Below are 25,355 nucleotides of genomic sequence, written 5' to 3'. Positions count from 1 at the left end.
TAGGCTAGCACCATGATTAATGTAGTTATTGCGGATGATCATCCACTGGTAAGGGAAGGACTTAAAAAAGTGGTAGACCAGACAACAATCGACATCAAGGTCATTGGGGAAGCTTCGGATGCGGGTGAACTGCTGGAACTTCTGCGGGAAAAGGACCCCGATATTGTAATCCTGGATATCGCAATGCCGGGCAAAAGCGGCCTGGATGTACTCAAGGATATTAAAGAATACCATCCCGGGCTGCCGGTCCTCATCCTAAGTATGCACCCCGAAGACCGTTTTGCCATCCGTTCACTAAAAGCCGGGGCCTCGGGGTATCTCACCAAAAGCAGTATTTCTGAACAAATGGTTAGTGCGATCCGAAAAATTGTAGTAGAGAAAAAGCGGTTTATCAGTCCCGCGGTGGCTGAACAGCTGGCAGACCGTGTGGATGTGAACAGCAACAAACCCCTGCATGAGGAACTTTCTGACCGGGAATACCAGATTATGTGCATGATTGGATCTGGGAAAAAAGTGAACGAAATTGCAGAAGAGCTATCAATTAGCAAACAAACGGTGCACACCTACCGGTCCAGGATCAAGGACAAAATGAAGCTTAAGTCAAACGTGGAGATTACGCGTTACGCACTGAAACACAGCCTGATTGACTAGCGGACAACGTTTCTGCTCGTGAAACCGCCTCTTATCCCAGCCTCATCGCTTGTAGTAAATTTTGATACCCTTGTCAGACAATTTATTACACCCCGGCTGTAGCGAGATTACAAAAAGTTCACATTGGCTATTATACCGTGCGAACAGTACGCTACCTATGTTCTAAATGAACTTCATGAAAGGAAAAAGATTGAACAAGTAGTGGCCTGCAGGAACTGAAAATGCTTTTATCCTGCAGTGCATATAAAAATTTTGAGTAATGATTCTTGTGTGAGAGCGAGAACGAGAGCAAGTAGATCAAGACCCCAAATTTGGCAGTTTGGGGTCTTTTTTATCCTGGATTACAAGCTTAGCCTGGCAATGACGGGATCGAATCGATAACACCGAAATTCTCAAGACCCATCCAAATAAGAAACAGTATGTAAAGCATAATAAGTGCAACCGACTCCCGGCGACCCAGGATCATATGGGTACGCATAAAACTGAACAGCAGCAGGGTGGCCAGCGTCAGCGCTCCCATCAGCGGGGCGGCCACCGAAAAGTTGATTACTGCAGTACCGGCAATGAGTACGCCCACCGGTATACAGATCAACAGGTCAAAAATATTGCTGCCCAGTACATTCGCCAGCGAGGTGACCGCCTCTCCTTTCCTGGCTTTTTTCACGCTGACAAATGCATCCGGGACGCTGGTGCCGGCCGCAACTACCGAAATACCCCACAGAAACGAGGGGGTGCCCAGCAGATCTCCGAACTCAATGGCCGCCCTCACCAGCAACTCTACCCCGATCAGGATCACCACCAGGCTTAAGCCTAGCATACCCCACTGTTTTAAAGGATTTATTTCCTGGATCTCCATTTCGGGTTCAAAGTCCATGGTGTCCTGGTACTGAATAAATATATAAAAGCAGTACAAAGCGATAGGAAGCAGTGCCAGTGTACGATCCATTTCTCCCAGAATTGTACCAAGCTCTGCTGAAACGGGGTTAAAGATAGCTGCAAACGAAAAAGTAATGATCAGCACTGCTACCGAAATGATATAGAACTGCGCTTCTTTATAGACCAGGTCGCGGTTGGATTGCAGCGGGTTTTTGGCCACCAGTCCAGCTGCAGCAGGAATGATCAGGATATTGAAAATAGCCGATCCCACGATGGCAGCCACCCCGAGCTCGAACTCCCCGTGCAGTATGGTGGAGATCACCACCGTGGCCAGTTCCGGGAAGCTCGATCCAACGGCAACCACCAGCGCTCCCTGCACAATATCGGGAAGCTCATAGTAAGTTGAGAGACCTTCACTGGCTTGTTCCAGCCAGTCGCTCCCTTTCCAGAGAATACCCGTTGCAAGGACGGCTACAAATGACCAAAGCAGAAGTGAAAGAATCATAATGTGGCAGATCAGCTGTTAGTTTAAAAACCCGGTATCAATAAATGAAGTTTATAGATGCCGGTAAAGGCCCGACCGACCAAGTGATCTATTAATTTATTAATCCAACGCGTGGAGGGATAGTAAAGCTTCTCAGTCAACCTGAACCATGTGCTGAACTTGTTTCAGCATCTCGTAAACATTACAACTGTGATATTGAATCGAAATAGAATCAACGCATATATCCATGCGAGATCTTTGCATGGGGGGGGGATGACTGAGTAGTTCTATTGTAGAGTATATCTTGATTACTCAATCCCTCAACGCGTTTTATCTGGATATTCATGTAACGCTTTTCCCGGTTAGGCATCTTTACGGGCGACCCATAACGATGGATGTACCAGACAATCTGCGGAATCCGCGTCATCTGCGGGCCCTGTCGTTCTCCCGCTGATTACGCAGATCGCGCAGATACCGTATCATAGCTCTAAATTCAACCGGTAAATGCGTTCATGTAAATGATATAGCCCCCCATGCCTACGAGAAATACGGCGAAACCCTGTTTCAGGCTTTCGTTTGTGAGGTTGGAACCGATCCTTTTGCCCACTAAACTCCCAACAGCACCTATCAGGCTGAATACCAGTACCAGGCTCCAGTTCATGGAGAGATCCAGATTCTCCAGCACATCGATATATTTGAAGAACCCGCTGAAGCTTTTCATTGCTATTATAATAAGGCTTGTTCCGATAGCGAGGTGCATGGGTAATCCGCCAAGCAGCACCAGAGCGGGAACGATCAGAAAGCCGCCGCCCACTCCGACCAGCCCGGTCAGGATACCGACGACCAGTCCTTCAATCGTAATCTTCCACCACGCATGTTGCTCATGATCTCCATTCGTTTCTTTAACTTTTGCTTTATCTCTGAACATCAAGACCGCTGCAATGACCATGACGGCGGCGAACAGCATCAGCTGAAATGTACCGGAAACATAACCGGCAATGATCGCTCCACCGTAGGTTCCGGCCATGCCCGGCAGTCCAAAAAGGATTACGCTCTTCCAGTGCACCTGCTTTTTCAATGCATAAGGCACAAATCCGGCCAAACTGATGGCTCCCACGATACCCAGCGATTCTGCAATGGCTACCTTCTCCTGTTCACCTGCCAAATAGATGAGCACCGGTACGGTCAGGATAGAGCCACCGGAGCCCATTAGGCCCAGGGAAAGTCCCACGAGCAACGCGCCAATCCATGATAAAATCATAAATACTCCTGTTTAGTTAACAAGATGGCCGGCAGATCCCAGCCATCTTGAATTGGAATTATTGCGTGACCGCATAGTCCGATACTTTATCCTGGTATTTACTCCAGTTGGCAAATTCATCGGCAACCCACTGAACAGTGAATCCGTTTCGGGCCAATAGTGCAGCGGCGTATGAGGCCCGCTGACCGGTGCCACAGTGAACGAGTATCTCCTGTTCTTTGGAAAGGTCTCCCAAGTGTTCAGGAAGTCGCGTGTGAGCGATGTTCCGGGAACCCGAAATGTGGCCTTCGGCGTACTCGGTTGCTTTTCTAACATCCAGCACCTGGACGTTGGGATCTTTTGCTTGATCTGCCACTATCTCAAAATCAATAGACTTGATCGTGGCTTTACCACCGGTCCAATTTTTTAGCTCTTCAGGTGATATATACCCTTTCACATTATCGAGGCCCACACGTACCAGATCCCTAATTGCCTGTTCCAGGTTTTGCTCCTCAATGACCAGGTAGAGATCTTCGTCGGCCTCGGCATACGACCCGGCAATCGTGTTGAAATTACTATCAAACGTAGCCAGCAACGAACCAGACAGATGTCCGGCAGCAAACTCCTCCCCGGTGCGGGTATCGAGGATGATGCCGCTGCTTTTCTTGATCTCATCAATTGTTATGTGGTCGGGTTTGGGGAGTGTCCTTAATACTGCAGGCCCTTCTCTGTTTACCTTCTTCATGCGGCCAAAATAGAGCGGAGGTTCCGGCTGGCCGTCCAGGATAAAGTCGACAAACTTATTTTCGCTCGTAGAGGCTTTAAAAGCCGGACTAAACCGCAATTCATAACCTACTGTCGTCTCAGGAACCGCACCAAGAGCTTTTCCACATGCACTGCCTGAGCCATGGGCGGGCCATACCTGGAGGTATTTCGGCAGGTCTTTAAAATTTTGAACTGATTGATATAGTTCTCTGGCTGCGGGTTTCATGGCTCCTTTTTGTCCTGCCGCGGTCTCCAGCAGGTCTGGGCGACCGATATCTCCCACGAAAACAAAATCTCCGGAGAGGATACCCATCGGCTGGTCGGTTGCGGCCCCGTCTGTTACCAAAAAGCTGACCGATTCAGGGGTATGACCCGGCGTGTGTACGGCATCGAACCTGATGTTTCCGATGCTAAAGGAGTCTCCCCCGGTGATCAGTTCGTAGTTATAGTCGCTGTCAATCAGCCACTCATATTTCCAGTCCCGGCCTCCTTCATCAGAGCCGTAGACTTTGATTCCCTGCTCGGCAAATTCCCGAAGCCCCGACACGTAGTCGGCATGGATATGGGTATCTGCTGCTGCAGTGATCTCCAGCCCTTCATTCTCGGCCAGCTGGTGATACTGATCGATATCACGCAAGGGGTCAATCACAATTGCTTCACCATTTGCCTGGCAACCGATGATGTATGAATACTGTGCTAGTTTCTTGTCAAAAATTTGTTTGAAATACATAGTTTTTCTCTTTTTGTGTTTTTAGATAACCTTCTAAAGGTCAGTGAGGCAGTTTTGGACGCAAAACTCCATAGGTCCATGTACCCAGGATGGCGCTGGCTATGGGAACCAGGATGATTCCATACCCTGCACCGGTCAGTGTAAAGAGCGGGCCTGGGCAAGCCCCGGTAAGAGCCCAGCCCAACCCGAACAGGCTTCCTCCCACGAGGTAGCGGGTAACCTGTTTGTGATCTTTTGGGGGGATAGTGACCGGGTTCCCCTCAATATCCTTCACGTTCATCTTTTTGATTATCTGTATGGAAATCATTGCCACGAGAATACCGAGGCCAATGATGCCGTACATGTGAAATGCGTCGAAGCGAAACATCTCCTGGATACGGAACCAGGAAACGACTTCTGCTTTGACTAGCACAAACCCAAAGAATGTACCTGCCAGTAAATATTTGATATACTTTTTCATTGTGTTATTGTTGTTTCAAATTCATGTTTATAGCAAAATTGGAAAGACCAGGTAGGTGATGGCCAGTCCACCGAGGAAGAAGCCAAGCACTGCAAGCAGTGACGCAAATTGCAGGTCGGCCAGCCCGCTGATGGCGTGACCCGAAGTGCACCCGCCGGCATAGCGGGCACCAAATCCAACCAGGAACCCACCCAGCACCATCACGGTAAGGCCCGGCAGGGTGGTGAGGTTCTGCCAGCTAAACAGGTCCTGCGGCATCAGCCCGGAGAAGTCACGTATGCCCATCGCCTGCAGTTCGGCTACGGTTTGCTGCGAAATATTTACGGGTTCAGGATTGCTGAGTAGCCATCCACCGAGGAATCCACCCGCAACGGTCCCGAGGACAAACACCAGGTTCCAGCTTCCCGCTTTTTTCCAGTCGTACTGGAAGAATTCGATTTTGCCTGGTGTGCATGCTGCACAGGTATGGCGCAGGTTGGCCGAAACACCGAACTGCTTGCCGCCCATTATTAATAGGATGGGAACGATAAGTCCGATAAGTGGCCCGGTCACATACCAAGGCCAGGGGTCTTGTAATAATTCAATCATTCTATTCTTCTGTTTAATCGTTGTTAGGGTATTGTGATAGCTTATGCGAGCTGGTTAATAACACGTTTTAATCGATCTCGAACTTCCGTGGCTATCGATTCAAGCTTACCGTTTTGCACGGCCTGCATCGATGCTATCGGGTTTACAGCCGAGACCTCCACTGTTCCATCTTCGTGCTCCTCCACTACCACATTGCACGGTAGCATCACACCGATTTTATCCTCCGTCTGTAGCGCTTTATGAGCAAACTCAGGATTACAGGCTCCAAGGATGCGGTATTTTTTGAAATCCACATCCAGCTTTTTCTTTAGCGTGCTTTTGACATCTATTTCAGTCAGTACGCCAAACCCTTCTTTCTTCAGCTGCTCTGTTACTTGTTCAATGGTTTCCTCAAAAGGACGAGTGCTTGTTGTACTAAAGAAGTATTCCATAATATTACTCCATTGGTTGTTTTTGTTTTAATCCGATAAGAATATAAGTGAGAAAATCCAATATGTAAATACTTGTATTAACAAGTAGTGAATTTATTCTTTATCCTGTCTATAGATTTTATTGATATAACCTGGTAATCAGATTGTAAGTGTATTTATGTCTTTATTATCGCTCTATATGGATATATGAGGAGCTTACCCTGTTGGGTTTCGACCGAAAATAATTTTTAGACTTGTTGTTAGTATCGGCCAACAGTCAAACAACCCATACTTGTAACTACAGGTATTGATAGTATCGGTGATCCGCTGTATATTCAGGACAGATATTCAACTAATATTATTTGATGATGTTAAAAGAAGGTATTCCCCGCCACGAGCAGATCAGCAACTGGATACGTGATAAAATTGAATCTGGTGATTACAAGATCGATGAGAAGTTGCCCTCTGAAAATGAATTTAAGGAGCAGTTTGAAGTGAGTCGCGTAACGGTGCGGCGGGCACTTCAGACACTCCAGAACGAGGATCTCATCTATCGATGCCAGGGGCTGGGCAGTTTCGTCAAGGATAATCGATCTCATCAAACCCTGGTTCAGCTCACCGATTTTGTTGAAGATATGAGACGGGCGGGCATGGAGGCCTCCTCAACCGTAATCAGGATGGAACCGACCAACGTGTCAGAGTACATTACCTCTTTACTCAAGCTTGATGCCGACAAAACGGTGCTGCGGCTTGACCGACTCAGGATGGGAGATGGTAAACCGATCGCTTTTGATATCACGTGGCTGCCGATGTTTTACGGGCAGCTTATTGAGGGGTATGACCTTACGAAGAAAACCATTTACGGCATCCTGGAGCAAGATTATGATATTCCCATTGAAAAGGGCTGCTATCGCATTGAAGCAGAAAATGCAACCGACTACGTGGCCACCCATCTCGGCATAAATGAGGGAGATGCCTTGTTGCTCATTGACAGGCTTTCGCTTACAGTCGGAGAAAAACCGATCTATTACCAAAAGCGATATTACCGGACGGACTGCATGGTGTATGAACTGATGGCCGAACGAAAACCCGGCACAAAGACGAGTGACGGGAACATGCCACTTAAAGAGTTTGCTCCAGTATTTAATAAAGAGTGACTTTTTGGGATTGACTAAAGATTGAACTGAGTAAAGTATTACACACCTGTTTCGGTTATATATTTTAGAGGCCCATGTTTCTAACATGCCTGCTTAAAATTCCAGGTTCTTCTTTTTAACTGGCGCTGTGGAATCCTTCTTGCCCGGCTTTCAGTTTTTCTTAGATAAACCGGTATACTCGGAATAAGCTATCATTATTTATTCGGGCGGAGTTATGACTATTGTGAGTAAGTAAGAACCTGTAATAAAAGCTGTTATTCTTCCTGTCTCTAAAGCCAAGAAAAATAGTTAGTTCACCTGCCTATTAGACAGTTCGAGTTGAATCATCGTAAGTTTATATATAACTTAGATTTACAGAGAACTGAAAAGTTATAAGAGCGCAAAAATCATCTTAGGAAGGACCCTCTAGATGCAGTAAAAATATTAACATAATAGAGCGCGGAGGTTCTAATATGCAACTCCAACACGCCGATTCCTCGAAATGGAAGGTAACCCTCAAGCGAAATGAACTCGACACTCTCATGGTTGCAGCTAAGAAACTATTGGAAGGACAAAAGGGAAGGATTCCAAGACAAGCCAAAAACCAATTGCGGGATATTATAAACAGTTATAATGCGGAATGTAGCCGATTGTATAGAAGAAGTAGACAGTCGCGTGAAAAATCTGCAAGTAAGTAGGACGTAATTAAAGGGTTATATAATTTGGGATGTGGTTCTTATTTTCACATGTGGGTAAGGTACGCCTACAGTAAATAGGACTGTAACCTAATTTAGGGGAAAATATGGAAGAACCTTTATTGAATCTTCAGGAAACCCAAGCACTTTCCCACGGAAATCATGGAGATCCTTGTGCTGTTTTGGGAATGAACACGGTATCAGACGGCCAAAAAGGGGTGGTGGTACGCGCTTTTCTTCCCCATGCGGAGCAAGTGTCGATAAAATATGAGGATGGCTGCAAACAAATGAAGAGGATTTCCGAACAGGGATTATTTGAATATCTCTTCACAGATCGCAGGGAGCCTTTTGGATATACATTTAAAGTGCAACCCTATCATGGTGAGGAATATGAACTGCATGACCCTTACGCTTTTGGTCCGCTTATCAGTGATTATGACTTGCAACTTTGGGGAGAGGGGAACCACCGCAAGGCGTACGAATGGATGGGAAGCCACACCCGGGAGGTTAACGGGGTAGCTGGCACCCATTTTGTGGTCCCCGCTCCTTCAGCGCAGAGAGTGAGCGTTGTCGGCACATTCAACAACTGGGATGGCCGCGTACATCCCATGCGCAAGCTCCACGACCAGGGACTATGGGAGCTTTTTATTCCTCATGTTACGACCGGTGATCTCTACAAGTATGAGGTCAAACCCCAAACGGAAGAACCTGTCCTAACCAAGGCAGACCCCTACGCGTTCTATGCTGAACAGCCGCCCGGGAATGCATCGATAGTATGTGATTTAAGCGGATACAGTTGGGAGGACCGGGAATGGATGGAAAGCCGCACTAAGATCCAGGATTACGACTACCCTCTATCCATTTATGAGGTCCACCTGGGTTCATGGAAACGAAAGCCGGAAGAGGGGCATCGATACCTCTCCTACCGCGAACTGGGCGATGAACTTATTCCCTATGTGAATGAAATGGGATATACCCACATAGAACTGATGCCGGTTGCAGAGCACCCCTATGATCCATCGTGGGGATACCAGGGCACTGGATTTTATGCACCGACCAGCCGCTTCGGTTCCCCAAAAGAGTTTATGGAGTTTGTAGATCGATGTCATCAACATGATATCGGGGTCATTATGGACTGGGTTCCCGCCCATTTTGCCAAAGACGCCCACGGACTGAGGCGGTTTGATGGTACAGCACTCTATGAGCATGAAGATCCCCGCCAGGGCGAACACCAGGACTGGGGAACCAACATCTTCAACTACGGGCGAATAGAAGTTCGAAATTTCCTGCTTTCCAACGCCATGTATTGGTTTGAAGAATACCACATTGACGGTATGCGGGTGGATGCCGTGGCTTCGATGTTGTACCTGGACTACTCCAGGAAAGAGGGACAGTGGATCCCCAACCAGTACGGCGGGAGGGAAAATATCGAGGCTATCGAGTTCTTGCGCGATTTTAATAGTATAGTGCATGACGCGTTTCCCGGGGTGATCACGGCAGCAGAAGAGTCAACGGCCTGGCCCGGAGTTACGGACTCGGTCGATAACATGGGACTTGGATTCGACTACAAGTGGAATATGGGGTGGATGAATGATACGCTGGAATACATCCAAAAGGACCCGGTATACCGCAAATATCACCAAAACGAGCTCACATTCCCCCTGTTGTACTCCTTTGCCGAGAATTTCATTCTCCCACTTTCCCATGATGAGGTCGTCCACCAAAAGAAATCCATGGTCAACAAGATGCCGGGCGATTACTGGCAAAAATTTGCGAACCTGCGCCTGCTCTATACGTATATGTTTGGTCATCCGGGCAAGAAACTTCTGTTTATGGGGAATGAATTTGCCCAGTGGGATGAATGGGACCAGGAGCAATCGCTTGACTGGCACCTTCTGGATTTCGACAACCACCGGAAAATGAGAACACTGGTTCAAGATCTGAATCAGATCTATTGCGAGCAGCCGGCACTGCACCAGGTTGATGAGAGCACCGAGGGTTTTGAATGGATCGACATGCAGGATGCGGATAAAAGCATTATCTCGTTCATTCGAAAAGGCCGGGACATTAAGAGTCACCTGATCTTTATACTCAATTTTACACCGGCTGTCCATCACCAGTACAAGGTGGGAGTGCTGGAAACCGGCCGATACAACATACTGCTCAACAGCGACTGGGACCGCTATGGGGGCAGCGATGTAGACCTTGGAACGGTAACCGCCAAGAAAGAAAAATGGCACCACCGGCCGGCGCACATCTCCATCACCATACCCCCACTGGCTGGATTAATATTGAAGCCCAAATAGGGAATGAATTGGGAAAGCCTCTCAATGTAAATTCTTTATAAATGAATAAAGCGTACTACGAGGTACCCAAGACAGGCACAAAAACCACAAAGTTTTTTCACTTTGCGAAACTTGGTGTCTTCTTTGGGGCGCTTAGTGCAATCGCTTTACAGGTCAGAATTATCCCAAAAAGGCCCCTATCTGGCGCAAGTTTACAACTTATGTCGTATATGCTGTCAACTGCTTTTTTTTGGTCCAAGTTGCAACCTTGGATCAGTAGTGAATGCTATTTTTAGAAAAGAGACCTTACCGGGAAAGATTTCTTCCCGATAGCCTTCGGGATCGAAATGACGACAACGGGATGAAACCGGATGTTGGTTGCTGCCCTTTTGTTTATTCCTCTATCTGGCGCAAGTTTGCAACTTGTGCCTTACAAGCAGTCAGCTACTTATTGGTCCAAGTTACAATACAAACTTGAACCAGTTGTGGGAGCTAAACGGGATGCCCTCCCGTGCCAGGTGCATCGCATATCTGTAACGTCCCATGCTGTAACTCCTACTGTACCCCCGCTCCACCCTTACGGTACAGTTCCCTTATCATTATAGTTATCGGCTGTCTGAAAAGGGTGCTCAGGATGTCTGATCCCAGCAATCAGATTCCATGATAAGTAGTGTCGGTCGGTATGATATTACCTGTCAGGCATTATGATATGCCTTATCAGCCTGTGTGATATACAGATATCACCCATTATGATATGCCTTATCGCAGCGAATGATATGGTATATCACACACCATGATAAGCCCTATCATACACCCTGGAGCTATAAGGACAGGAAGCTCGAGCCGTAAGGTTAGCAACGTGGGTGGTAAAGGGTAACCCGACCAACCAGCAAGGGGCAAGAGGATGGGCAAGGTGGTAGTGGCATCCCCGGATTTGTGAGACCAATCCCCGTTAGGTAGATTTCGTTGGGAGTTAGTTGTACTACCGACCGGAAGCCTTGTGGTCGACCGTGCAACGGTCTCCCAACGGGCTTGAATTAGAAGTAAAGTGTTAACACAAGAGAATTGATGCAAGATTTAGAGATCCTGAAAAATCTTATCGAGATTGACCGCGACTCGGAACGTGCCGTATATCTGCAGGTCGCACAGTCGTTTGTTCGGAATATTCGCAGGGGCCGACTGCGGAAGGGGCTTAAGCTGCCCGGAACGCGAAAGGTGGCAGACCTGCTGGGCATCAACCGAATGACGATGGTGGCGGCGTTTGATGAGCTAAAGGCCCAGGGATGGATTGAGACGGTCCCCCGAAAAGAGACCTTTGTAAAGAGAGATCTGCCCGATATTACACCGAAACGGTTTGCCCGGGAAAAAGAGATCAGTCACTTTCCCAGGGAGGCGTCTTTTCCCGTTAACACTGACCGCGTGGTGCAGTTTCCTCAATCGAATTTCCAGGTCGTCGGTAAGCTGATGATCGACGACGGCTTCCCCGATACCCGGCTGGCCCCGGTGGACCGGTTGATGCAAAGCATGCGGAGTATCTCTCGCAAACCGGTTTATAAAAAATACCTGCGCTATGGCGGTCCCCTGGGTACGGATCGACTCCGCGAGACGCTGGCGAATTACCTGGCTGATACGCGTGGACTCCCCCTGTCAACAGAAAATATTATGATTACCCGCGGTGCCCAGATGGGTATCAACCTTGCGGCCCGTCTTTTGCTGCAGCCGGGGGATGACATCATTATGACGGAGCCGAGCTTCTTCGGGGCACAGCTTACGTTTCAGCAGCGGAAGGCGGTGATCAACAGGGTCCCGGTGGATGAGCAGGGCATGGATCTGGATGCTGTGGAGCGCCTCTGCCAACAGAAGGATATCAAGCTGATTTATGTGGTGCCGCATCACCACTTTCCCACTACGGTCACGCTCACCCCGAAACGACGGATCAAGCTGCTTGACCTGGCGAAGGAGCATAGATTTGCCATTATCGAGGATGATTATGACTATGATTTCCACTATGCCAGCAGCCCGATGTTGCCGATGGCCAGCCTTGACCAGCACGGGAGTGTCATCTACATCGGTACATTGACAAAGACACTGGCACCATCGATTCGGATTGGGTTTACCCTTGGGGCAGAGAATTATATTGCGGCGGCATCCCACCTCCGCCGAACGATAGACTGGCAGGGCGACAGCCTGAGGGAACTGGCGATTGCGGAGCTATATCGGGATGGCACGATATCCCGCCACATTAAAAAATCGGTGAAAACCTATCGTAAGCGCTGGGATCACTTTTGCGGGCTGCTGGAGTCGCACCTCGGGGGTCACGTTACGTTTGCAAAACCAGAAGGTGGCATGTCGGTGTGGACAACGTTCAGGGATTGTGATCTGAAGAAATTATCGGCTAATGCCAGCGAAAAGGGACTCATTATGGGGGATGGAGAGTTGTTCAATACGGAAGAGCATAATTACAATTCAGCTCGCCTGGGCTTTGCTTCTTTAAATGTAGAGGAGCAGGAAAAGGCAGTTAAGATTTTGGCGTCCTGCCTACCAGGCTTGTAGTACCTTAAGGTTAAATTAAAGGTACCACAGAGGTACGCGAAGCATGCATAAAGTACCTCAAAGTCACTTAAACTTTGTGGTTCTCAGTGTCTTCTCTGTGCAACTTTGTGTTATAGTCCAAGTAACAAATTTGAGCCAGTTACTAAGGACTAGGTGGTCCTCATTCATATTCATCAGGGTACAGAACATCGTCGCTGCCAGCTTGCGCTTTAAATGCGTTGGCACGGCCTTCCGGCTCTTCCCACTCCTCCTGTCGGCCTAGCGGGGTAAGGTCCAGGAAGTAATAGGAGCTGCCAACCTGTTCGAGTCCACGACCATAGGTGGAATAGGTGTGAAAGACGGAATTACCATGGCGCAAGAAGCAGCTTAAACCTGGCTGTTCTCCCTTCACGTGATAATGTTGCCCGAGGTGTTCAAGCGTTGCTTGGTCCCGGTAGTTATAGAACACCGGTGCCACCTTCTCATCCGTAGTGGCGTGATAATCGTAATTAAAGTCGCTTCCATAAGAGGAATACCACGGGATATTCCAGCCCATTCTTTTTTTAAATGCCTCAAGCTTGGGAAAAGGAGCCCGTGAGACCAGGCACAGGGTAGTATCGCTGGCGTGCAGGTGATTCAGGTGACCCTTGGAAACCTGGTCTGCCCAGTTGGAACAGCTCGGGCAGCCCCGGTCCCATGAGGGATCAAACATAAAGTGATAGATCATAAGCTGGTGACGCCCTTTAAACAGGTCTTGCAGGCTAAGCTTGCCCTCCGGGCCGCCAAAGGTATATTCCTTTTCAATTTTCACCATCGGCAGCTTGCGGCGCTCCGCATTCAGGGCATCGCGGGCACGGGTGAGTTCCTTTTCCCTTTTCAGCAGTTTTCTGCGGGCTTCCAGCCATTCCTCTCGTGTGGTAATCTCGGGTAGGTTGGTTACAACTTTCTTCATGGGATGATCCTCAAGTTAATATTAACTGTCCTGCTATTCAAAGAGAGCAAATCGGTTAGATAGAAATAACGTAGAATGCTACTTTATTTTGTACCTGAGATGTGTGACAAGCGGTGAATCCAGGACCTCCTCTTTTTCAAACTCCAGTTCCCTGAGAACGGCAGCATCAAATAGTCGTACGCCACTACCTATAAATATTGGTGCCAGGTGGATGGTAAACTCATCGATCAGTCCCACCTGCAGGAATTGCTGAATGGTATCTGCCCCACCGGCAATTTTGATGTCCTTGTCGCCGGCTGCTTCTTTGGCTTGTTCAAGCGCCGATTCGATGCCTTCGGTGACAAAGGTAAACGTAGTGCCCCCTTTCCTGACCCACGGGTCCCTCGGATGGTTGGTAAGTACATATACCGGCGCGCGAAACGGGGGTTCTTCCGGCCAGCCCTGTTCGCCTTCATCAAACATCCGGCGACCCATAATATAGGCCCCCGCTCTCTCAAATGAATGTCGCATGATCTTATCATTCTGGTTTTCAATTCCGCCTTCCATACCCAGGCGTTTTCGCCAACTCTTCAGCTCATACATCCACAAGTGAATGTCTGTACCGCCGTCGCCGATTGGGTTATCAGGTCCGCCATTGGGACCGGCAATAAATCCATCAAGTGACATTCCGACTTCAAAAACTATGTTGCTCATAACAATCTGTTCTCTTTTTCAGGTTTTATTTCAACCTCGTTTGGAGGTAGTTGCACTACCGACTTATTCGGTTATGGTCGACCGTGCAACTGTCTCCCAACGCTGGGTTTACCGATTGGAAGACCCTAATTATTGGTCTGAAACCGCTTATCCGACAAATACAATTGCATTTTTTGCCTTATCCATAGCGCGGGAATTAATTCCCGCGCAAGTGATGGGGCGCGATTCAGCAGGGGCAACTTTCTCCACAGTTCATATTCTCATCGGTATTTGCGTTTTCTGATTAAGATGTTTCAATGACATACGAGGTCATCTCCTTTATTAGCGGATTCTTAAATCCCCGAAATTTATAGACATCACAAAAGGAATAGCTTTTGCCAGTTACTGATTTCATGATGCCGTCCACCGCGGCCGAATCTCCATGGGTGATGATGTTGTGAATGTCTATTTCAAACGGCTCTTCCGCCTCCATCTCCTTCAGGGCCCTGGCAAATTCATCTTTGCCCTGGATCTGCTGATCCCCGATGACGGTCCACTTGATGTCATCAGTGACGTTTTGCAGAATATATTCGGTATCACTCTTGGCAAAGGCCTCATTCATTTTCTGGAGGAATTTTCCTTTTTTAGTCATGGTGGTGTTGATGAAGTTAAATGTATCTTTCTGTGTAACCTACGCCCCTATCGGAATCCATATTTCTATGTCGCTGGTTCCTTTTTGGGGATCAAAATCCTCTCCATATTGCTCAAAAAAGAAATCGGCATCCTGCGGCTTTTCATATCCCGATTGGGGGACCCATTCCTGGAAGATAGCATCGCAGGTCTGGCGAATAATGGAAACATGGCCCTCATGTTGAAATACAGCGTATGAAAATGAGGGGAGCTGTTTCAGCTCAATATTTTCCGGCAAATCAGATGCCTCTATATCATCAGAGACCTCCACGCCGCACACATATTCAATGCCCATGCCGTTGTCGATGTCAAAACAGAGTCCATAGCTAATGTACTCTTTTGCCCGGGTATTTTATCCACGCATGCACCTAATTCCTGCCATTGTGCAGTCGCATTCATGCGGTCTTCGCCAAATATGCATGCTCTGCTTAATCCCGCAATGAGCATTGGATCCGCTTTTTCTTCGATTCGTATAGGTTCTATAATGTTACTTGTTGATTTATTGCTTCTCATAATTATTTCTCATCAATCTACTTTATTCACGTTGATAACGTAGCATGGCCACACCACAGCTGAATCTTCGCGTTTCGATCGGTTGCAGTCTAAACGTTTCGTTTGCCGGGAACATCGGTTTTCCACCTCCCAGCACCACCGGATGAACATATAACCGGTATTCATCTACCAACCCAAGTTTTATAAACGTGGAAGCGAGATCGGCCCCGCCCACATCCATGTTGTTCCCGGGTTGTTGTTTTAGCTTTTTGATCTCTTGTGGATCCACTTTCCGCTGTAGGCTGGAGTTCCATTCGACCTCGTCAAGCGTCGTAGAGAACACAATTTTAGGGGTCTTTTTCCAGGCGCTTGAGAATTCTCTCTCTAGTGCGGTCGCACTGTCATCAGCTTCCACTTCGGGCCAGTATCCAGCCATATTCTCATATAGCTTTCGGCCGTACAGGCTGGTGTCAATCTCTCCCGCCAGGTACTGGTCGTTGAAGTGTTTGTGCAGCTCGTCGCCGGGAACCGACCACTCCAGCTCTCCGTTTGGTCCCTCGACATATCCATCGAGGGAGACCATTTGCGAGTAGATTATTTTTCGCATATCCAAACCGACTTTCTGGAATTTAATTGGAATTCATATACAGCACATTCCAGCGATGGCCATCCAGGTCGGTAAAAGCACAGCCGTACATCCAGCCCTGCACCTCCGCGGGTTCGCTGAACACGTTGCCCCCGGCCGCTTTTACTTTTTCCGCCAGCTGGTCCACTTCCTCCCGGCTTTCTGCATCAAAAGAGATTATTGTTTCTGAGGATTTTTCGGTATCCGTAACCTCGTGCTGAATGAAGTTTTTGAAGGTGTCTTCATGAAATAGCATCACCGGTACCTCTTTCTCCCCTACCATCATGGCGGCCATTTCCTCGGTCTCTCGATCCTCATTAAATGAGAAGCCGATTTCGCTAAAAAATGCTTTGGATTTCTTTACGTCTTTTACCGGCAGGTTAATCCATAGTTCTTTAGTCATAATTTTCCTTTCATTTATTGCTTAATTAAATAGAATAAGCTTATAGCAGATTCTAGAATTTTGACGTGAATTCAATACACTATTCATTTATATACTCTTGTTTTGCGTCATCTCGACCGTGAGGGAGAGATCTTTGCGGAATAGGGCTATGCCTTGAAAGACAAAGATCTCTCATTCCGCAAGCTCCATTCCGCCGGTAGTCGTACACAGTCGAGATGACACGGGGAAGAATATCTCCCATGGCAGAACACACATTGTCTAACCCTCATCCATTGGAACAGGCTGCAAAATTCCCGCCACATTGCCTTCGGTGTCTTCGAAATAGACGAACATTCCAACACCAGGAATCTCGTCCGGTTTTCCCAACACTTTGCCATCGGCCTCTTTAACTTTCTCAATGGAAGCGTTGATATCTTCCACAGCAATCACCACAGTAGTATGCTGCACGGGAAAATCTTTCGATCTCTTGTAAAATCCGCCGTTGATCTGTCCGGGTGTTTTAGGCATCCCGTTTTCACCGTTCTCGGTGGTCGTGACCAGCGAATATTCATTCATCTCTGGACCCAACAGTTCTACTTGCCAGCCAAAGGTTTTCTTATAGAATTCTGCCATACGCTCTCGGTCTTCTGCAGGCATTTCAAAATGGATTACTGGATTCATAGTTACTCCTCCTAATGTTTCTGTTAGTAATATTGTGTTATTGAGCTACTATAAGGTGTCGATGCCAATCACTGGCACGGGAATTAATTCTCGCGCTATGGACGGGCATAATATCCCCTTTAGTTACTTGCTGAATTCTCTTCTACTCTAAACGCTACAATTCTCGAAATCAGGCCTAAAGGTAATGGCTTTTCGTTCGGAAATTTGATAGCCCCCTTCGATGTTTCATACTCAGACAGTTCATCCTGGAAGGCCTTAACTCCCGTCGGAGTGGGATAAAATCCGATATGATTCTTATGTGCCGCAAAGTGCACCAAAATACCGTTTTGCCTGAACGTCGGCATTTGATAGCTGATTACTTCTTCGGTATCCGGTGCTGCCTTTTGAATCGTCTTCCGCATCTGTTGCAAGCGTTCCTGGTCCTCCTTTGGAAATGTTTCTATGTATTCGTCAATGGATTTAAAGTCTGTTTTTGGCATGAATTTTATCCCGGTTTACCTTTAAAATTTATCGAGCTCTTAGGTACTATGATTTCCAATTGACTCCCTTCTCCCGGCTTTCCCACACGCGGTATTGGGTTAGCTTTCGAATCAAATCGGTTGGAAGTTCCTGCTCCAGCGGAATTTGAATGGAACCTTTGCCGGTTTTAAATCCTGAGAGATCCTCTTCAAAAGCCTGGAGAGTACTGGGCGTAACATAAAACCCAATGTGATGCTTAAAAGCAGCAAACATGACTAAAATCCTCTCATCATCGGAGTAGGCCGGTCGGCTCCATTTTATCTTCTCATGGGCCTGCGGTGCAGCAGCTTCAATACATTCACGAACTTCTCGCAACTGTTTCTGAACGTCCTCCGGAAAAGTGTTTATGTATTCATCAATTGTTTCGAGGTTCGATTTTGCCATGTTATCCCTTCATCTTTTCAGAGCTAATTTTGAACTAATCTCATCGAAGCGGCGCTTCGAGTTACGTCCTGCATGTGCGCAGTGGAATAAGATTGCGTAACCGTTCATCCCTCAACCAAAGGCCGCCCCATGCCAGTATCGCCAGGTAGACCGGGAACAGGATATGAGAGAACAACGGATTGTCCAGCCGAACGTGTGTGGCGATAGCTCCACCGAAATACCCGGTCAGCAACAGTGCACCCAGCACTGAGGTCTGTGGATAGGCGTACAGCAGGATTGAAAGCAGTCCCAGCACCCCGATGGTCACAAGATGATGCTGGGCATAACCCAACTCGACTGTTCCCTCCACTACGGCTTCCGGCTGGATGAATTTGAAAATACTGTCAGCCAGCATGAACAGGATGACGATGCCGCTCATAACCCGGGCGGTCCAGAGCCGGCTTTTTGAAATGGTGTCAGTCATAATATTTAATCTTTGATTCGTTGTGCATTTGAACTACTTAAAACCATCTAATTGGTTCAGGATCTGGAAATAACCGTTGATGTAGGCGTATTGACTTAATCAACGCTACTGCCCTTACGAGGTCTCGCATCAGAGTGCGGGATGACTGAGAGATCTTCCAACCACAGAATGTGTTCCTTTTGTTATGACTTAGTTTCCGCAAGTTTCTTGAGCTTTTCGAGGGCTTTTGGCCACATCTCCTGGAACATCTCGGCATACTCCTCTTCCGTGTCCATATCCACCAGCACCTCGGTTTGCCCGTTTTTCTCCCGGAACGTGTAGTTTTCCAGGGCCCCGGCCCAATCGCCGCTAGTTTCTTCTTCTCCATTCTGGATAAAGCCCAGGTGCTCAATCGATACATATTCATACTCGCGGTTTTCTTTGATCCGACTCACCATGCCCTGCATGTTGCCCTCTTCATCGGGAGCAAGAAAACGGATTTTGCTTCCCTGGCTCCAGCTGCCCTCGTAATACGATCTCTCCATAAAAACATCGGTCCATTGCTTGTAGGACTCTTCGCCGAGCATGGTATCCCATACTTTTTCTTTGGGCGCATTAACTTTAACTGAGAAATGTAATTTCTGCATATCCTTCCTCCTTATTGATCATTATTTGGTTGTGTAGACTTCTCGTAGCTGCCGGAGGTCGAGCTTCTTCATCTGCATGAAAGCGTCTGTTACCCTGGCCACTTTTTCTGCATCGGGGTCCAGCAGCATTTTATGTAATTCGGAGGGCGTCACCTGCCAGGAAACGCCAAACCGGTCTTTGAGCCATCCACACTGCTGCGCTTTGGGGTCGCCCCCCTTGGTGAGGGTTGACCAGAAGTGATCTACCTCTTCCTGAGAGTCGCACTCGATGACCAGCGAAATGGCTTCGTTAAATGTGAAATCGGCATGCTTCGGTGAGCTGTCCATGGCCATGAATGTTTCTCCGTTCAAACGAAACTGGGCATGTTTTACAGATCCCTCCGGTTGCTCTTCTCCTTCTCCATAGCGAAGAATGCCCGTAATGTCTGAATCCTCAAAAAGAGAAGTGTACAGGTTTATCGCCTCTTCCGCCTGGCCCTCTTCACTCACAAACATCAGGGAAGGAGTGATCTTTTGGCCTACATCCTCCAGCTTGCCGAGGGAAAGCTGCCAGGAGAGCCCGTACCGATCCTCAACCCAGCCATACTTTTTACTCCACCCGTATTCGCCCAGTTTCATCAGCGGCTTGCCGCCTTCGGAAAGCTTCTCCCAAAGGTGTTCGACTTCCGTCTCTGTCTCACAGACCACGAAAAATGAGATGGCGGGTGTGAAGGTGAAGTGCGGTCCTCCGTTCAGGGCTACAAACTTGGTGCCGGCCAGTTCAAAGTCAACGGTCATCACCGAACCGGCTTCTTTTCCGTGAATTTCTTGCCCGGCTTCAACATAGTTCGTGATCATTCCTATCTCTGAATCATCAAACAGTGATACATAAAAGTTTGCTGCCTCCTCGGCCTGGTCATCGAACCACAGGCACGAGGTAATTTTTTTAGGTCTCTTTCCCTCTTTTCTTTTCATGGTATTCTCCCTATAAGATTAAAACGTATTAAACACCTATATTTTGTCTCTATCACTTGCGAGGGGAATTAATTCCCGCGCTATGGATAAGGCGGCCACATCATTACTTTTCCAGGTACTCCTCTAGCTTGTCCAGTGTCTCGTTCCAGCCGTTTACAACTCCCATTTCTTCGTGCTTTTTACGGTCTTCAACAGACTGGTGCATAATTTGGATTGTGAGCCTGGTATCATTGCCAATATCATCAAAAGATGTAGTAACAATCATGCCGCTTGGCAGGTCGTCGGGTAAATTTCCCTCCTCGTCCTCACCGAATTCGTCAGTACTCACGATTTTTTTCTGCGCAACGATCTCCTTGAATACCCCTTCGGATGGATATTCGTTGCCCTCCTTGTCTTTCATAATATACAGCGATTTTCCACCCGGACGCAGGTCCAGCTCTGCCACCTCGGTGGTAAATCCCCTGGGACCGAACCACTGCTCCACGTGTTTTGCTTCGGTCCAGGTCTGCCATACCTGCTCCCGCGGGGCGTTAAATATGCGTTCTATAATGATCTCTTTCTCGTCGGTTGCTCTGGTTTTTCCTGATTTAGTGCTTCCCATAATGAAGTCATCCCGTTTTTTGATGTTGCTGTTCAATTCAACTTTCTAAAACAATTATAATACCTGGTTGGGTACCTTGCGCGGTGTGATTACGCCATTACTACAGGTTGATTGCGACAAATTTGATATGTAAAATTATGTCAAGAGGGTAAGCATGATTTGGGATCCACTTGAGGGATTGTGAGTAAATATTAAAACCAGAGTTCTTCCAAATTGCCCACTCGATAATTTTTAGGAACAACTTAAGCAGAAGTTAGCAGTTCGAATCAATATTAATTTAATCTCCCAAAAGAGGTAGACAATGAAACATGTATCTATACTCATTCCGCGTGGACACACCAGCCTTGTAAACATTGCCGGGACGCACCAGATCTTAAATATGGTCAACGAATTTCGTAAAGAGCGAGGTAAAGCGCCCGTTTTTGATGTGCACTTGGTGGGATTGGAGAAGGAGGTACGACAATCGACGGGACTTTTCACCGCCACCCCGGACTGCCTGGTTGGGGATGTGGAAAAGACTGACCTTATTATCATCCCGGCGATCCACGATGATCCGCACAAAGGGATTGAACAGAACAAAGAGTTCATCCCGTGGATTGTGGAGCAGTACAAGGGCGGGGCCGAGGTGGCCAGCCTGTGTGTGGCGGCGTTTTTCCTGGCTTCAACGGGTCTACTCAACGGCAAAGAGTGTGCTACCCACTGGATGCATGCCCAGGACTTCAAAAAAATGTTTCCGGATGTGAACCTGGTGGATGAGAAGATCATCACGGAAGAGGACGGCATTTACAGCAGTGGAGGCGCTTACGCATTTACGGACCTGCTGCTCTATATCATCGAAAAATATGCCGGGCGCGAAGTGGCGATCCTGGCATCAAAGGCTTTTTCCCTGAATATCGACCGGGACAGCCAGTCGGAGTTCATCATTTTTGAGGGACAGAAAGATCACAACGACGAAAAAGTGATCCAGGCACAGCGATTTATCGAGCAACATTACCAGGACAATTTCCAGGTTGATGACCTGGCCGAACGTTTTGCCCTGAGTCGAAGAACGCTGGAGCGCCGGTTTAAGAAAGCGACCCACAATACCATTACGGAGTATAAGCAACGCGTGAAGGTGGAAGCGGCCAAAAAAGACCTGGAGACGACCCGGAAGAATGTGAATGAGGTGATGTATGATGTGGGCTATTCCGACAGCAAATCATTTCGCAACCTGTTTCGAAGAGTTACCGGCCTGACGCCCAACGAATATCGCGATAAGTATAATAAGGAAGCTATCGCATAATTACTTTTCCAGTTAATGGGGAGTGAGAGATTGCTATTTAACCTGAGTTCGACGCAAGATTTCACAAAAAGTAGCTGTCATCGCGAGGAGGCTTTGGTGGATGGTCGATTATCTTGTGTGTAGGATCAGCCGATTTCACATTTTACACCTGGAACCGGGATGGGCAGGATTAAAGGATTTTCGGGATTCCTTCTCAAGTTCACTTCTTATACAAAACATTACATCCTGTTCATCCTCTAATCCTGTAAATCCCGGTTCTAAGTGCATCCTCATAATTACACTGGCTCACTGACCCTGCTTTTGATGCTACTCAATCTGCTCCTGCAACCTTCAGTACAGGTGTTATAAGCTCTCATCGCAAGGAGTTCAGCGAAGCAATTCCTCTTTTAGACTTCCTGATGAATATTTTGTCGGTTACCCTGCCCGAATTTGGCTTACCGAACCTGAAGTTTATAGAACACTCTCGATAAGTATCGGTAAAGCACTCATTTCCAGTTTCATAGGACGGTAGAAGTACGCGGTCTCATTTCCTGACCCAATCATTTTGCTTTTTCCATTTAAGCTGTAACTTCAACATCCATCGCAACCACAGTTGATATCTTATGAGACATTTGCACCGCGAAAAATTGCTCTCCCTTTTTGATGAAAGTCAGGATGCCCTGATCTATATGAAAGGAGCGGATCTCAGTTACCGATATGATACCGATTATGAATTTCCGTTCCGCCAGGAGTCCAACTTCTGGTACCTAACGGGTGTCAACGAACCTGACTGTCATCTCATCTTTGATCTCCGATCGCACGAGTATCACCTGTTTGTTCCCAGGCGCGATGCCAACTACGCCGTCTGGCACGGACGGGTTAAGACGAGGGAGCAATATCAAAATGAATATGAACCGGAACACCTACACTGGGATGCCGAACTGCCGAAGGTGCTTAAGGAGATAGATCCGGATCGCATCTACTGCCTGAATGAAGAGCAGGCCGAGTATATCGAGGAGTTTGAACGGAAAACACCGATCGACCTGGACGCCCTGGAGGAGGCATTGACCCACTGCCGTGTTTTTAAAACCGAGTGGGAGCTCGACCAGATGCGAGAAGCGGCGCGGATCAATAATATCGCTCACACCGAGGTGCTGAGGTCCTTGGAGCCCGGAAAATATGAGTACGAGATGAAAGCGGTGTTCGATTACCACCACCTTCAGCACGGGCTGATGCAGGACGCCTATAACGGCATTTTTGCCTCCGGTTCCAACTGCGCCATCTTGCACTATGTGGAAAATGACAAGCAGATTTCGGACGGGGATCTTTTTCTTATTGACGCCGGTTTTGAGTACCAGGGGTACGCCTCCGACTTCACTCGCACCTATCCCGCCAACGGGAGTTTTACCAAAGACCAGGCGGCCGTCTACCAAGCGGTTCTCGATGCACAAAAGCAGGTGATCAAAGATATCAAGCCGGAAGTGAGCATGGAGGACCTGCATATAAAGTCCGCTGAAATTATGATGCAGGGACTCGTTGACGCCGGTCTCGTAAAAGGTAGCATTGACGACCTGATGGAGAACGATATTTTTGCCCTGTTTTTTCCCCACGGGTTGGGCCATTTCCTGGGACTGGACACCCACGATGTTGGCGGTTATCCCAAAGGGGTAGAGCGGATCGACCGTCCGGGCATCAAGTACCTGCGGGCGCGGCGTGCGCTTCAGCCCAGTATGGTGCTGACGATAGAGCCGGGCATCTATTTCATTCCTGCCCTGCTGAAGCCGGCTTTTGAGGATGAAAACACGGCGCAATTCCTCAATAAATCCAAATTGGAAAATTTGTTCGATTTTGGCGGTGTGCGTATCGAGGACAATATCATTGTTACGGAAGAGGGCCACGAAAATCTCACCAATGTTCCGAAAGAAAGGGAAGAGATCGAAACGATTATGGCCGGATCATCAGCTTAAAAGTTGTTCATAATAAATTAAGGTGAGTTCGAGATTAGACTAACTCAAAATAATAACTGTCATCGCGAGGAGACTTTGTTGTCCTTTTGGGCTTAACGATGAGGTCAAAGCGGCGATCTCCCCATCCTTTTATTGTTCACCCATCGGGAGATTGCCTCCTGAAAATTTTCGAATTCCGATTGTCGCTGAATCTCTCGCAATGACAGATTTTATTTCGAACTGACGTTAAATTAAGATTAGTTCGATATAAAAGTGCCCATTGCTTGTGCAGGGAGGGAGTTGTACTCCCGGCCATGATGACCAAGCCCAAGCGACCATTGGACGGCAATCGCGCGGTAATAACCCGATTATGTGAACGAGAATACGAACATGGGGATCGTCGCGCCCCCCTCATTGTGGTTCCAATACCGCATCCCATAGCTCAAAAGTCTTGAGCAGTAATGACAAGAACCTTGAGCAGTAGGTTCAAGAACTTTGAGCAGCAGGCTCAAGAATCTTGAGTAGTAATCGCAAGACGATTGAGCAGAATTGTATAACTGCATCCCCAGTAGCCCGTCAAGTTGAATTAAGAATAAAATGAGAAAGGATATAAGAAATAAAAAAGGATCCCGAACCGGTTGGCTCGGGATCCTTAGGGTTTCCTAATTGGAAGCTGAATACCTAGTTGCCCAGGTTAGCCAGAACCATGACGTCCGCCACAAATTCGGCCTCTGCATCGTTGGCAGTTGTGAAGCTTTCATCCACAATTGTTTTGACTTCAGAATAGAATGTAGTGTATGCATCTACAAATATCTGAAGACTCAGCGTAGCTTCAAGTGAAGATTCAAGTTCAGCTTTGGCCCCGTTGTCTTCATTAATTCGGGCATTAATTTCCGTCATCGTTTGAGCATTAGCGGAAAACTCTTGGGAAAGAGCATTAACGACAGCTTCGTTATATGTTTCGAAGGCAGCGTCAATATCTTCCTTGGTAGCTCCTGTCATCGCTTTGATATCGCTACGGAGTGTTACTGCAGCATCAGCAGCAGCCTGGATGTTAGATTCCGCAGCACCTTGCGCTTCCATGCGTGCCTGTACAGCAGCACCTATAGCGTAAGAGGTAAACAGGGAAGCTGTGGTTCTCGCTTCAGATTCAGCTTCAGCAGAAACTTCACTGCTGTGCTTTACAAATACGCGATTTGACATCTCTTTAGCCTTGGCATACAGCTCAGCATCGACGCCAGCGTCAGCGTGTGCT

General features: G+C 47.7%; 26 protein-coding genes. 6 read left to right on the top strand and 20 right to left on the bottom strand.

The window, feature by feature from the left end; all coding sequences use genetic code 11:
• The first annotated feature begins 12 nt into the window (after positions 1-12).
• Positions 13-651: a response regulator transcription factor gene (locus NC796_RS21710; protein WP_310687693.1), complete on the top strand. Its 639-nt coding sequence runs from the start codon at positions 13-15 to the stop codon at positions 649-651.
• A 349-nt stretch (positions 652-1,000) separates the two neighbouring features.
• Here the strand turns inward: NC796_RS21710 and NC796_RS21705 are convergent, their stop codons facing one another.
• The 6 genes from NC796_RS21705 to NC796_RS21680 form a co-directional block, all read right to left on the bottom strand.
• A complete protein-coding gene (locus NC796_RS21705) occupies positions 1,001-2,032 on the bottom strand; it encodes a sodium:calcium antiporter (protein ID WP_310687691.1) in 1,032 nt (343 codons plus the stop codon).
• Positions 2,033-2,504: 472 nt separating this feature from the next.
• Positions 2,505-3,272, bottom strand: coding sequence for a sulfite exporter TauE/SafE family protein (locus NC796_RS21700; protein ID WP_310687690.1), 768 nt, complete (start codon positions 3,270-3,272; stop codon positions 2,505-2,507).
• Between the two features lie 58 nt (positions 3,273-3,330).
• Positions 3,331-4,746, bottom strand: coding sequence for an MBL fold metallo-hydrolase (locus NC796_RS21695; protein WP_310687689.1), 1,416 nt, complete (start codon positions 4,744-4,746; stop codon positions 3,331-3,333).
• Between the two features lie 40 nt (positions 4,747-4,786).
• Positions 4,787-5,206 (bottom strand): DUF6691 family protein, encoded by a 420-nt coding sequence (locus tag NC796_RS21690; RefSeq protein WP_310687687.1) that lies wholly within the window; start codon positions 5,204-5,206, stop codon positions 4,787-4,789.
• Between the two features lie 27 nt (positions 5,207-5,233).
• On the bottom strand, positions 5,234-5,794 hold the full coding sequence (locus tag NC796_RS21685; RefSeq protein WP_310687685.1) for a YeeE/YedE thiosulfate transporter family protein: 561 nt from the start codon (positions 5,792-5,794) through the stop codon (positions 5,234-5,236).
• Between the two features lie 41 nt (positions 5,795-5,835).
• Entirely contained in the window at positions 5,836-6,225 is a 390-nt protein-coding gene (locus NC796_RS21680; protein ID WP_310687683.1) for a DUF302 domain-containing protein, read from the bottom strand.
• Positions 6,226-6,569: 344 nt separating this feature from the next.
• Between NC796_RS21680 and NC796_RS21675 the strand changes: the two genes are divergently transcribed.
• The 3 genes from NC796_RS21675 (at position 6,570) to NC796_RS21665 (ending at position 12,873) form a co-directional block, all read left to right on the top strand.
• Positions 6,570-7,361: a GntR family transcriptional regulator gene (locus NC796_RS21675; protein WP_310687682.1), complete on the top strand. Its 792-nt coding sequence runs from the start codon at positions 6,570-6,572 to the stop codon at positions 7,359-7,361.
• A 781-nt stretch (positions 7,362-8,142) separates the two neighbouring features.
• Positions 8,143-10,341 (top strand): 1,4-alpha-glucan branching protein GlgB, encoded by a 2,199-nt coding sequence (gene glgB, locus NC796_RS21670; RefSeq protein WP_310687680.1) that lies wholly within the window; start codon positions 8,143-8,145, stop codon positions 10,339-10,341.
• Between the two features lie 1,047 nt (positions 10,342-11,388).
• Positions 11,389-12,873, top strand: a complete 1,485-nt coding sequence (locus tag NC796_RS21665) for a PLP-dependent aminotransferase family protein (RefSeq protein WP_310687678.1) — start codon at positions 11,389-11,391, stop codon at positions 12,871-12,873.
• Positions 12,874-13,033: 160 nt separating this feature from the next.
• Here the strand turns inward: NC796_RS21665 and NC796_RS21660 are convergent, their stop codons facing one another.
• From NC796_RS21660 to NC796_RS21600, 13 genes are all read right to left on the bottom strand, one after another.
• Positions 13,034-13,804, bottom strand: a complete 771-nt coding sequence (locus NC796_RS21660; RefSeq protein WP_310687676.1) for a DUF899 domain-containing protein — start codon at positions 13,802-13,804, stop codon at positions 13,034-13,036.
• A gap of 78 nt (positions 13,805-13,882) precedes the next feature.
• Complete coding sequence (locus tag NC796_RS21655) at positions 13,883-14,497, bottom strand: dihydrofolate reductase family protein (RefSeq protein ID WP_310687675.1); 615 nt, start codon at positions 14,495-14,497, stop codon at positions 13,883-13,885.
• Positions 14,498-14,780: 283 nt separating this feature from the next.
• On the bottom strand, positions 14,781-15,128 hold the full coding sequence (locus NC796_RS21650; RefSeq protein WP_310687673.1) for a nuclear transport factor 2 family protein: 348 nt from the start codon (positions 15,126-15,128) through the stop codon (positions 14,781-14,783).
• Positions 15,129-15,167: 39 nt separating this feature from the next.
• Positions 15,168-15,497 (bottom strand): effector binding domain-containing protein, encoded by a 330-nt coding sequence (locus NC796_RS21645; protein WP_310687747.1) that lies wholly within the window; start codon positions 15,495-15,497, stop codon positions 15,168-15,170.
• A gap of 204 nt (positions 15,498-15,701) precedes the next feature.
• Positions 15,702-16,265, bottom strand: coding sequence for a dihydrofolate reductase family protein (locus NC796_RS21640; protein ID WP_310687672.1), 564 nt, complete (start codon positions 16,263-16,265; stop codon positions 15,702-15,704).
• A 22-nt stretch (positions 16,266-16,287) separates the two neighbouring features.
• Positions 16,288-16,686: a VOC family protein gene (locus NC796_RS21635; protein WP_310687670.1), complete on the bottom strand. Its 399-nt coding sequence runs from the start codon at positions 16,684-16,686 to the stop codon at positions 16,288-16,290.
• A 258-nt stretch (positions 16,687-16,944) separates the two neighbouring features.
• Entirely contained in the window at positions 16,945-17,346 is a 402-nt protein-coding gene (locus NC796_RS21630; RefSeq protein ID WP_310687668.1) for a VOC family protein, read from the bottom strand.
• A gap of 119 nt (positions 17,347-17,465) precedes the next feature.
• Positions 17,466-17,825 (bottom strand): DUF1801 domain-containing protein, encoded by a 360-nt coding sequence (locus NC796_RS21625; protein ID WP_310687667.1) that lies wholly within the window; start codon positions 17,823-17,825, stop codon positions 17,466-17,468.
• A 46-nt stretch (positions 17,826-17,871) separates the two neighbouring features.
• The gene (locus NC796_RS21620; RefSeq protein WP_310687665.1) at positions 17,872-18,249 is read right to left on the bottom strand and encodes a DUF1801 domain-containing protein; all 378 of its coding nucleotides are present in this window, start codon (positions 18,247-18,249) and stop codon (positions 17,872-17,874) included.
• A 61-nt stretch (positions 18,250-18,310) separates the two neighbouring features.
• Entirely contained in the window at positions 18,311-18,712 is a 402-nt protein-coding gene (locus NC796_RS21615; protein ID WP_310687663.1) for a DoxX family protein, read from the bottom strand.
• 182 nt (positions 18,713-18,894) lie between these two features.
• Positions 18,895-19,338, bottom strand: coding sequence for an SRPBCC domain-containing protein (locus NC796_RS21610; RefSeq protein WP_310687662.1), 444 nt, complete (start codon positions 19,336-19,338; stop codon positions 18,895-18,897).
• A gap of 21 nt (positions 19,339-19,359) precedes the next feature.
• Entirely contained in the window at positions 19,360-20,292 is a 933-nt protein-coding gene (locus tag NC796_RS21605; protein WP_310687660.1) for a VOC family protein, read from the bottom strand.
• Positions 20,293-20,395: 103 nt separating this feature from the next.
• Entirely contained in the window at positions 20,396-20,893 is a 498-nt protein-coding gene (locus NC796_RS21600) for an SRPBCC domain-containing protein (protein WP_310687659.1), read from the bottom strand.
• A 301-nt stretch (positions 20,894-21,194) separates the two neighbouring features.
• On the opposite strand from NC796_RS21600, the gene NC796_RS21595 reads away from it, so the two are divergent.
• Together NC796_RS21595 and NC796_RS21590 are read left to right on the top strand one after the other, a co-directional pair.
• Positions 21,195-22,175, top strand: coding sequence for a helix-turn-helix domain-containing protein (locus NC796_RS21595; RefSeq protein ID WP_310687658.1), 981 nt, complete (start codon positions 21,195-21,197; stop codon positions 22,173-22,175).
• 602 nt (positions 22,176-22,777) lie between these two features.
• Entirely contained in the window at positions 22,778-24,121 is a 1,344-nt protein-coding gene (locus NC796_RS21590) for an aminopeptidase P family protein (protein WP_310687656.1), read from the top strand.
• Between the two features lie 660 nt (positions 24,122-24,781).
• Here the strand turns inward: NC796_RS21590 and NC796_RS21585 are convergent.
• A partial coding sequence (locus NC796_RS21585) for a hypothetical protein (protein WP_310687654.1) occupies positions 24,782-25,355 on the bottom strand: 574 nt, incomplete at its 5' end.

Source organism: Aliifodinibius sp. S!AR15-10 (assembly GCF_031569985.1).
Classification (GTDB): domain Bacteria; phylum Bacteroidota; class Rhodothermia; order Balneolales; family Balneolaceae; genus JAMQKA01.
This window is presented reverse-complemented; position numbering and strand designations above follow the sequence as displayed.

Bases quoted from the DNA above. Each gene is read 5' to 3' on its own strand.
- NC796_RS21695 (WP_310687689.1), bottom strand. From the start codon at position 4,746: ATGTATTTCAAACAAATTTTTGACAAGAAACTAGCACAGTATTCATAC.
- glgB (WP_310687680.1), top strand. From the start codon at position 8,143: ATGGAAGAACCTTTATTGAATCTTCAGGAAACCCAAGCACTTTCCCAC.
- NC796_RS21660 (WP_310687676.1), bottom strand. From the start codon at position 13,804: ATGAAGAAAGTTGTAACCAACCTACCCGAGATTACCACACGAGAGGAA.
- NC796_RS21615 (WP_310687663.1), bottom strand. From the start codon at position 18,712: ATGACTGACACCATTTCAAAAAGCCGGCTCTGGACCGCCCGGGTTATG.
- NC796_RS21705 (WP_310687691.1), bottom strand. From the start codon at position 2,032: ATGATTCTTTCACTTCTGCTTTGGTCATTTGTAGCCGTCCTTGCAACG.
- NC796_RS21640 (WP_310687672.1), bottom strand. From the start codon at position 16,265: ATGCGAAAAATAATCTACTCGCAAATGGTCTCCCTCGATGGATATGTC.
- NC796_RS21665 (WP_310687678.1), top strand. From the start codon at position 11,389: ATGCAAGATTTAGAGATCCTGAAAAATCTTATCGAGATTGACCGCGAC.
- NC796_RS21710 (WP_310687693.1), top strand. From the start codon at position 13: ATGATTAATGTAGTTATTGCGGATGATCATCCACTGGTAAGGGAAGGA.
- NC796_RS21605 (WP_310687660.1), bottom strand. From the start codon at position 20,292: ATGAAAAGAAAAGAGGGAAAGAGACCTAAAAAAATTACCTCGTGCCTG.
- NC796_RS21595 (WP_310687658.1), top strand. From the start codon at position 21,195: ATGAAACATGTATCTATACTCATTCCGCGTGGACACACCAGCCTTGTA.
- NC796_RS21650 (WP_310687673.1), bottom strand. From the start codon at position 15,128: ATGACTAAAAAAGGAAAATTCCTCCAGAAAATGAATGAGGCCTTTGCC.
- NC796_RS21635 (WP_310687670.1), bottom strand. From the start codon at position 16,686: ATGACTAAAGAACTATGGATTAACCTGCCGGTAAAAGACGTAAAGAAA.
- NC796_RS21610 (WP_310687662.1), bottom strand. From the start codon at position 19,338: ATGCAGAAATTACATTTCTCAGTTAAAGTTAATGCGCCCAAAGAAAAA.
- NC796_RS21625 (WP_310687667.1), bottom strand. From the start codon at position 17,825: ATGCCAAAAACAGACTTTAAATCCATTGACGAATACATAGAAACATTT.
- NC796_RS21700 (WP_310687690.1), bottom strand. From the start codon at position 3,272: ATGATTTTATCATGGATTGGCGCGTTGCTCGTGGGACTTTCCCTGGGC.
- NC796_RS21680 (WP_310687683.1), bottom strand. From the start codon at position 6,225: ATGGAATACTTCTTTAGTACAACAAGCACTCGTCCTTTTGAGGAAACC.
- NC796_RS21590 (WP_310687656.1), top strand. From the start codon at position 22,778: ATGAGACATTTGCACCGCGAAAAATTGCTCTCCCTTTTTGATGAAAGT.
- NC796_RS21675 (WP_310687682.1), top strand. From the start codon at position 6,570: ATGATGTTAAAAGAAGGTATTCCCCGCCACGAGCAGATCAGCAACTGG.
- NC796_RS21620 (WP_310687665.1), bottom strand. From the start codon at position 18,249: ATGGCAAAATCGAACCTCGAAACAATTGATGAATACATAAACACTTTT.
- NC796_RS21655 (WP_310687675.1), bottom strand. From the start codon at position 14,497: ATGAGCAACATAGTTTTTGAAGTCGGAATGTCACTTGATGGATTTATT.
- NC796_RS21685 (WP_310687685.1), bottom strand. From the start codon at position 5,794: ATGATTGAATTATTACAAGACCCCTGGCCTTGGTATGTGACCGGGCCA.
- NC796_RS21630 (WP_310687668.1), bottom strand. From the start codon at position 17,346: ATGAATCCAGTAATCCATTTTGAAATGCCTGCAGAAGACCGAGAGCGT.
- NC796_RS21690 (WP_310687687.1), bottom strand. From the start codon at position 5,206: ATGAAAAAGTATATCAAATATTTACTGGCAGGTACATTCTTTGGGTTT.
- NC796_RS21600 (WP_310687659.1), bottom strand. From the start codon at position 20,893: ATGGGAAGCACTAAATCAGGAAAAACCAGAGCAACCGACGAGAAAGAG.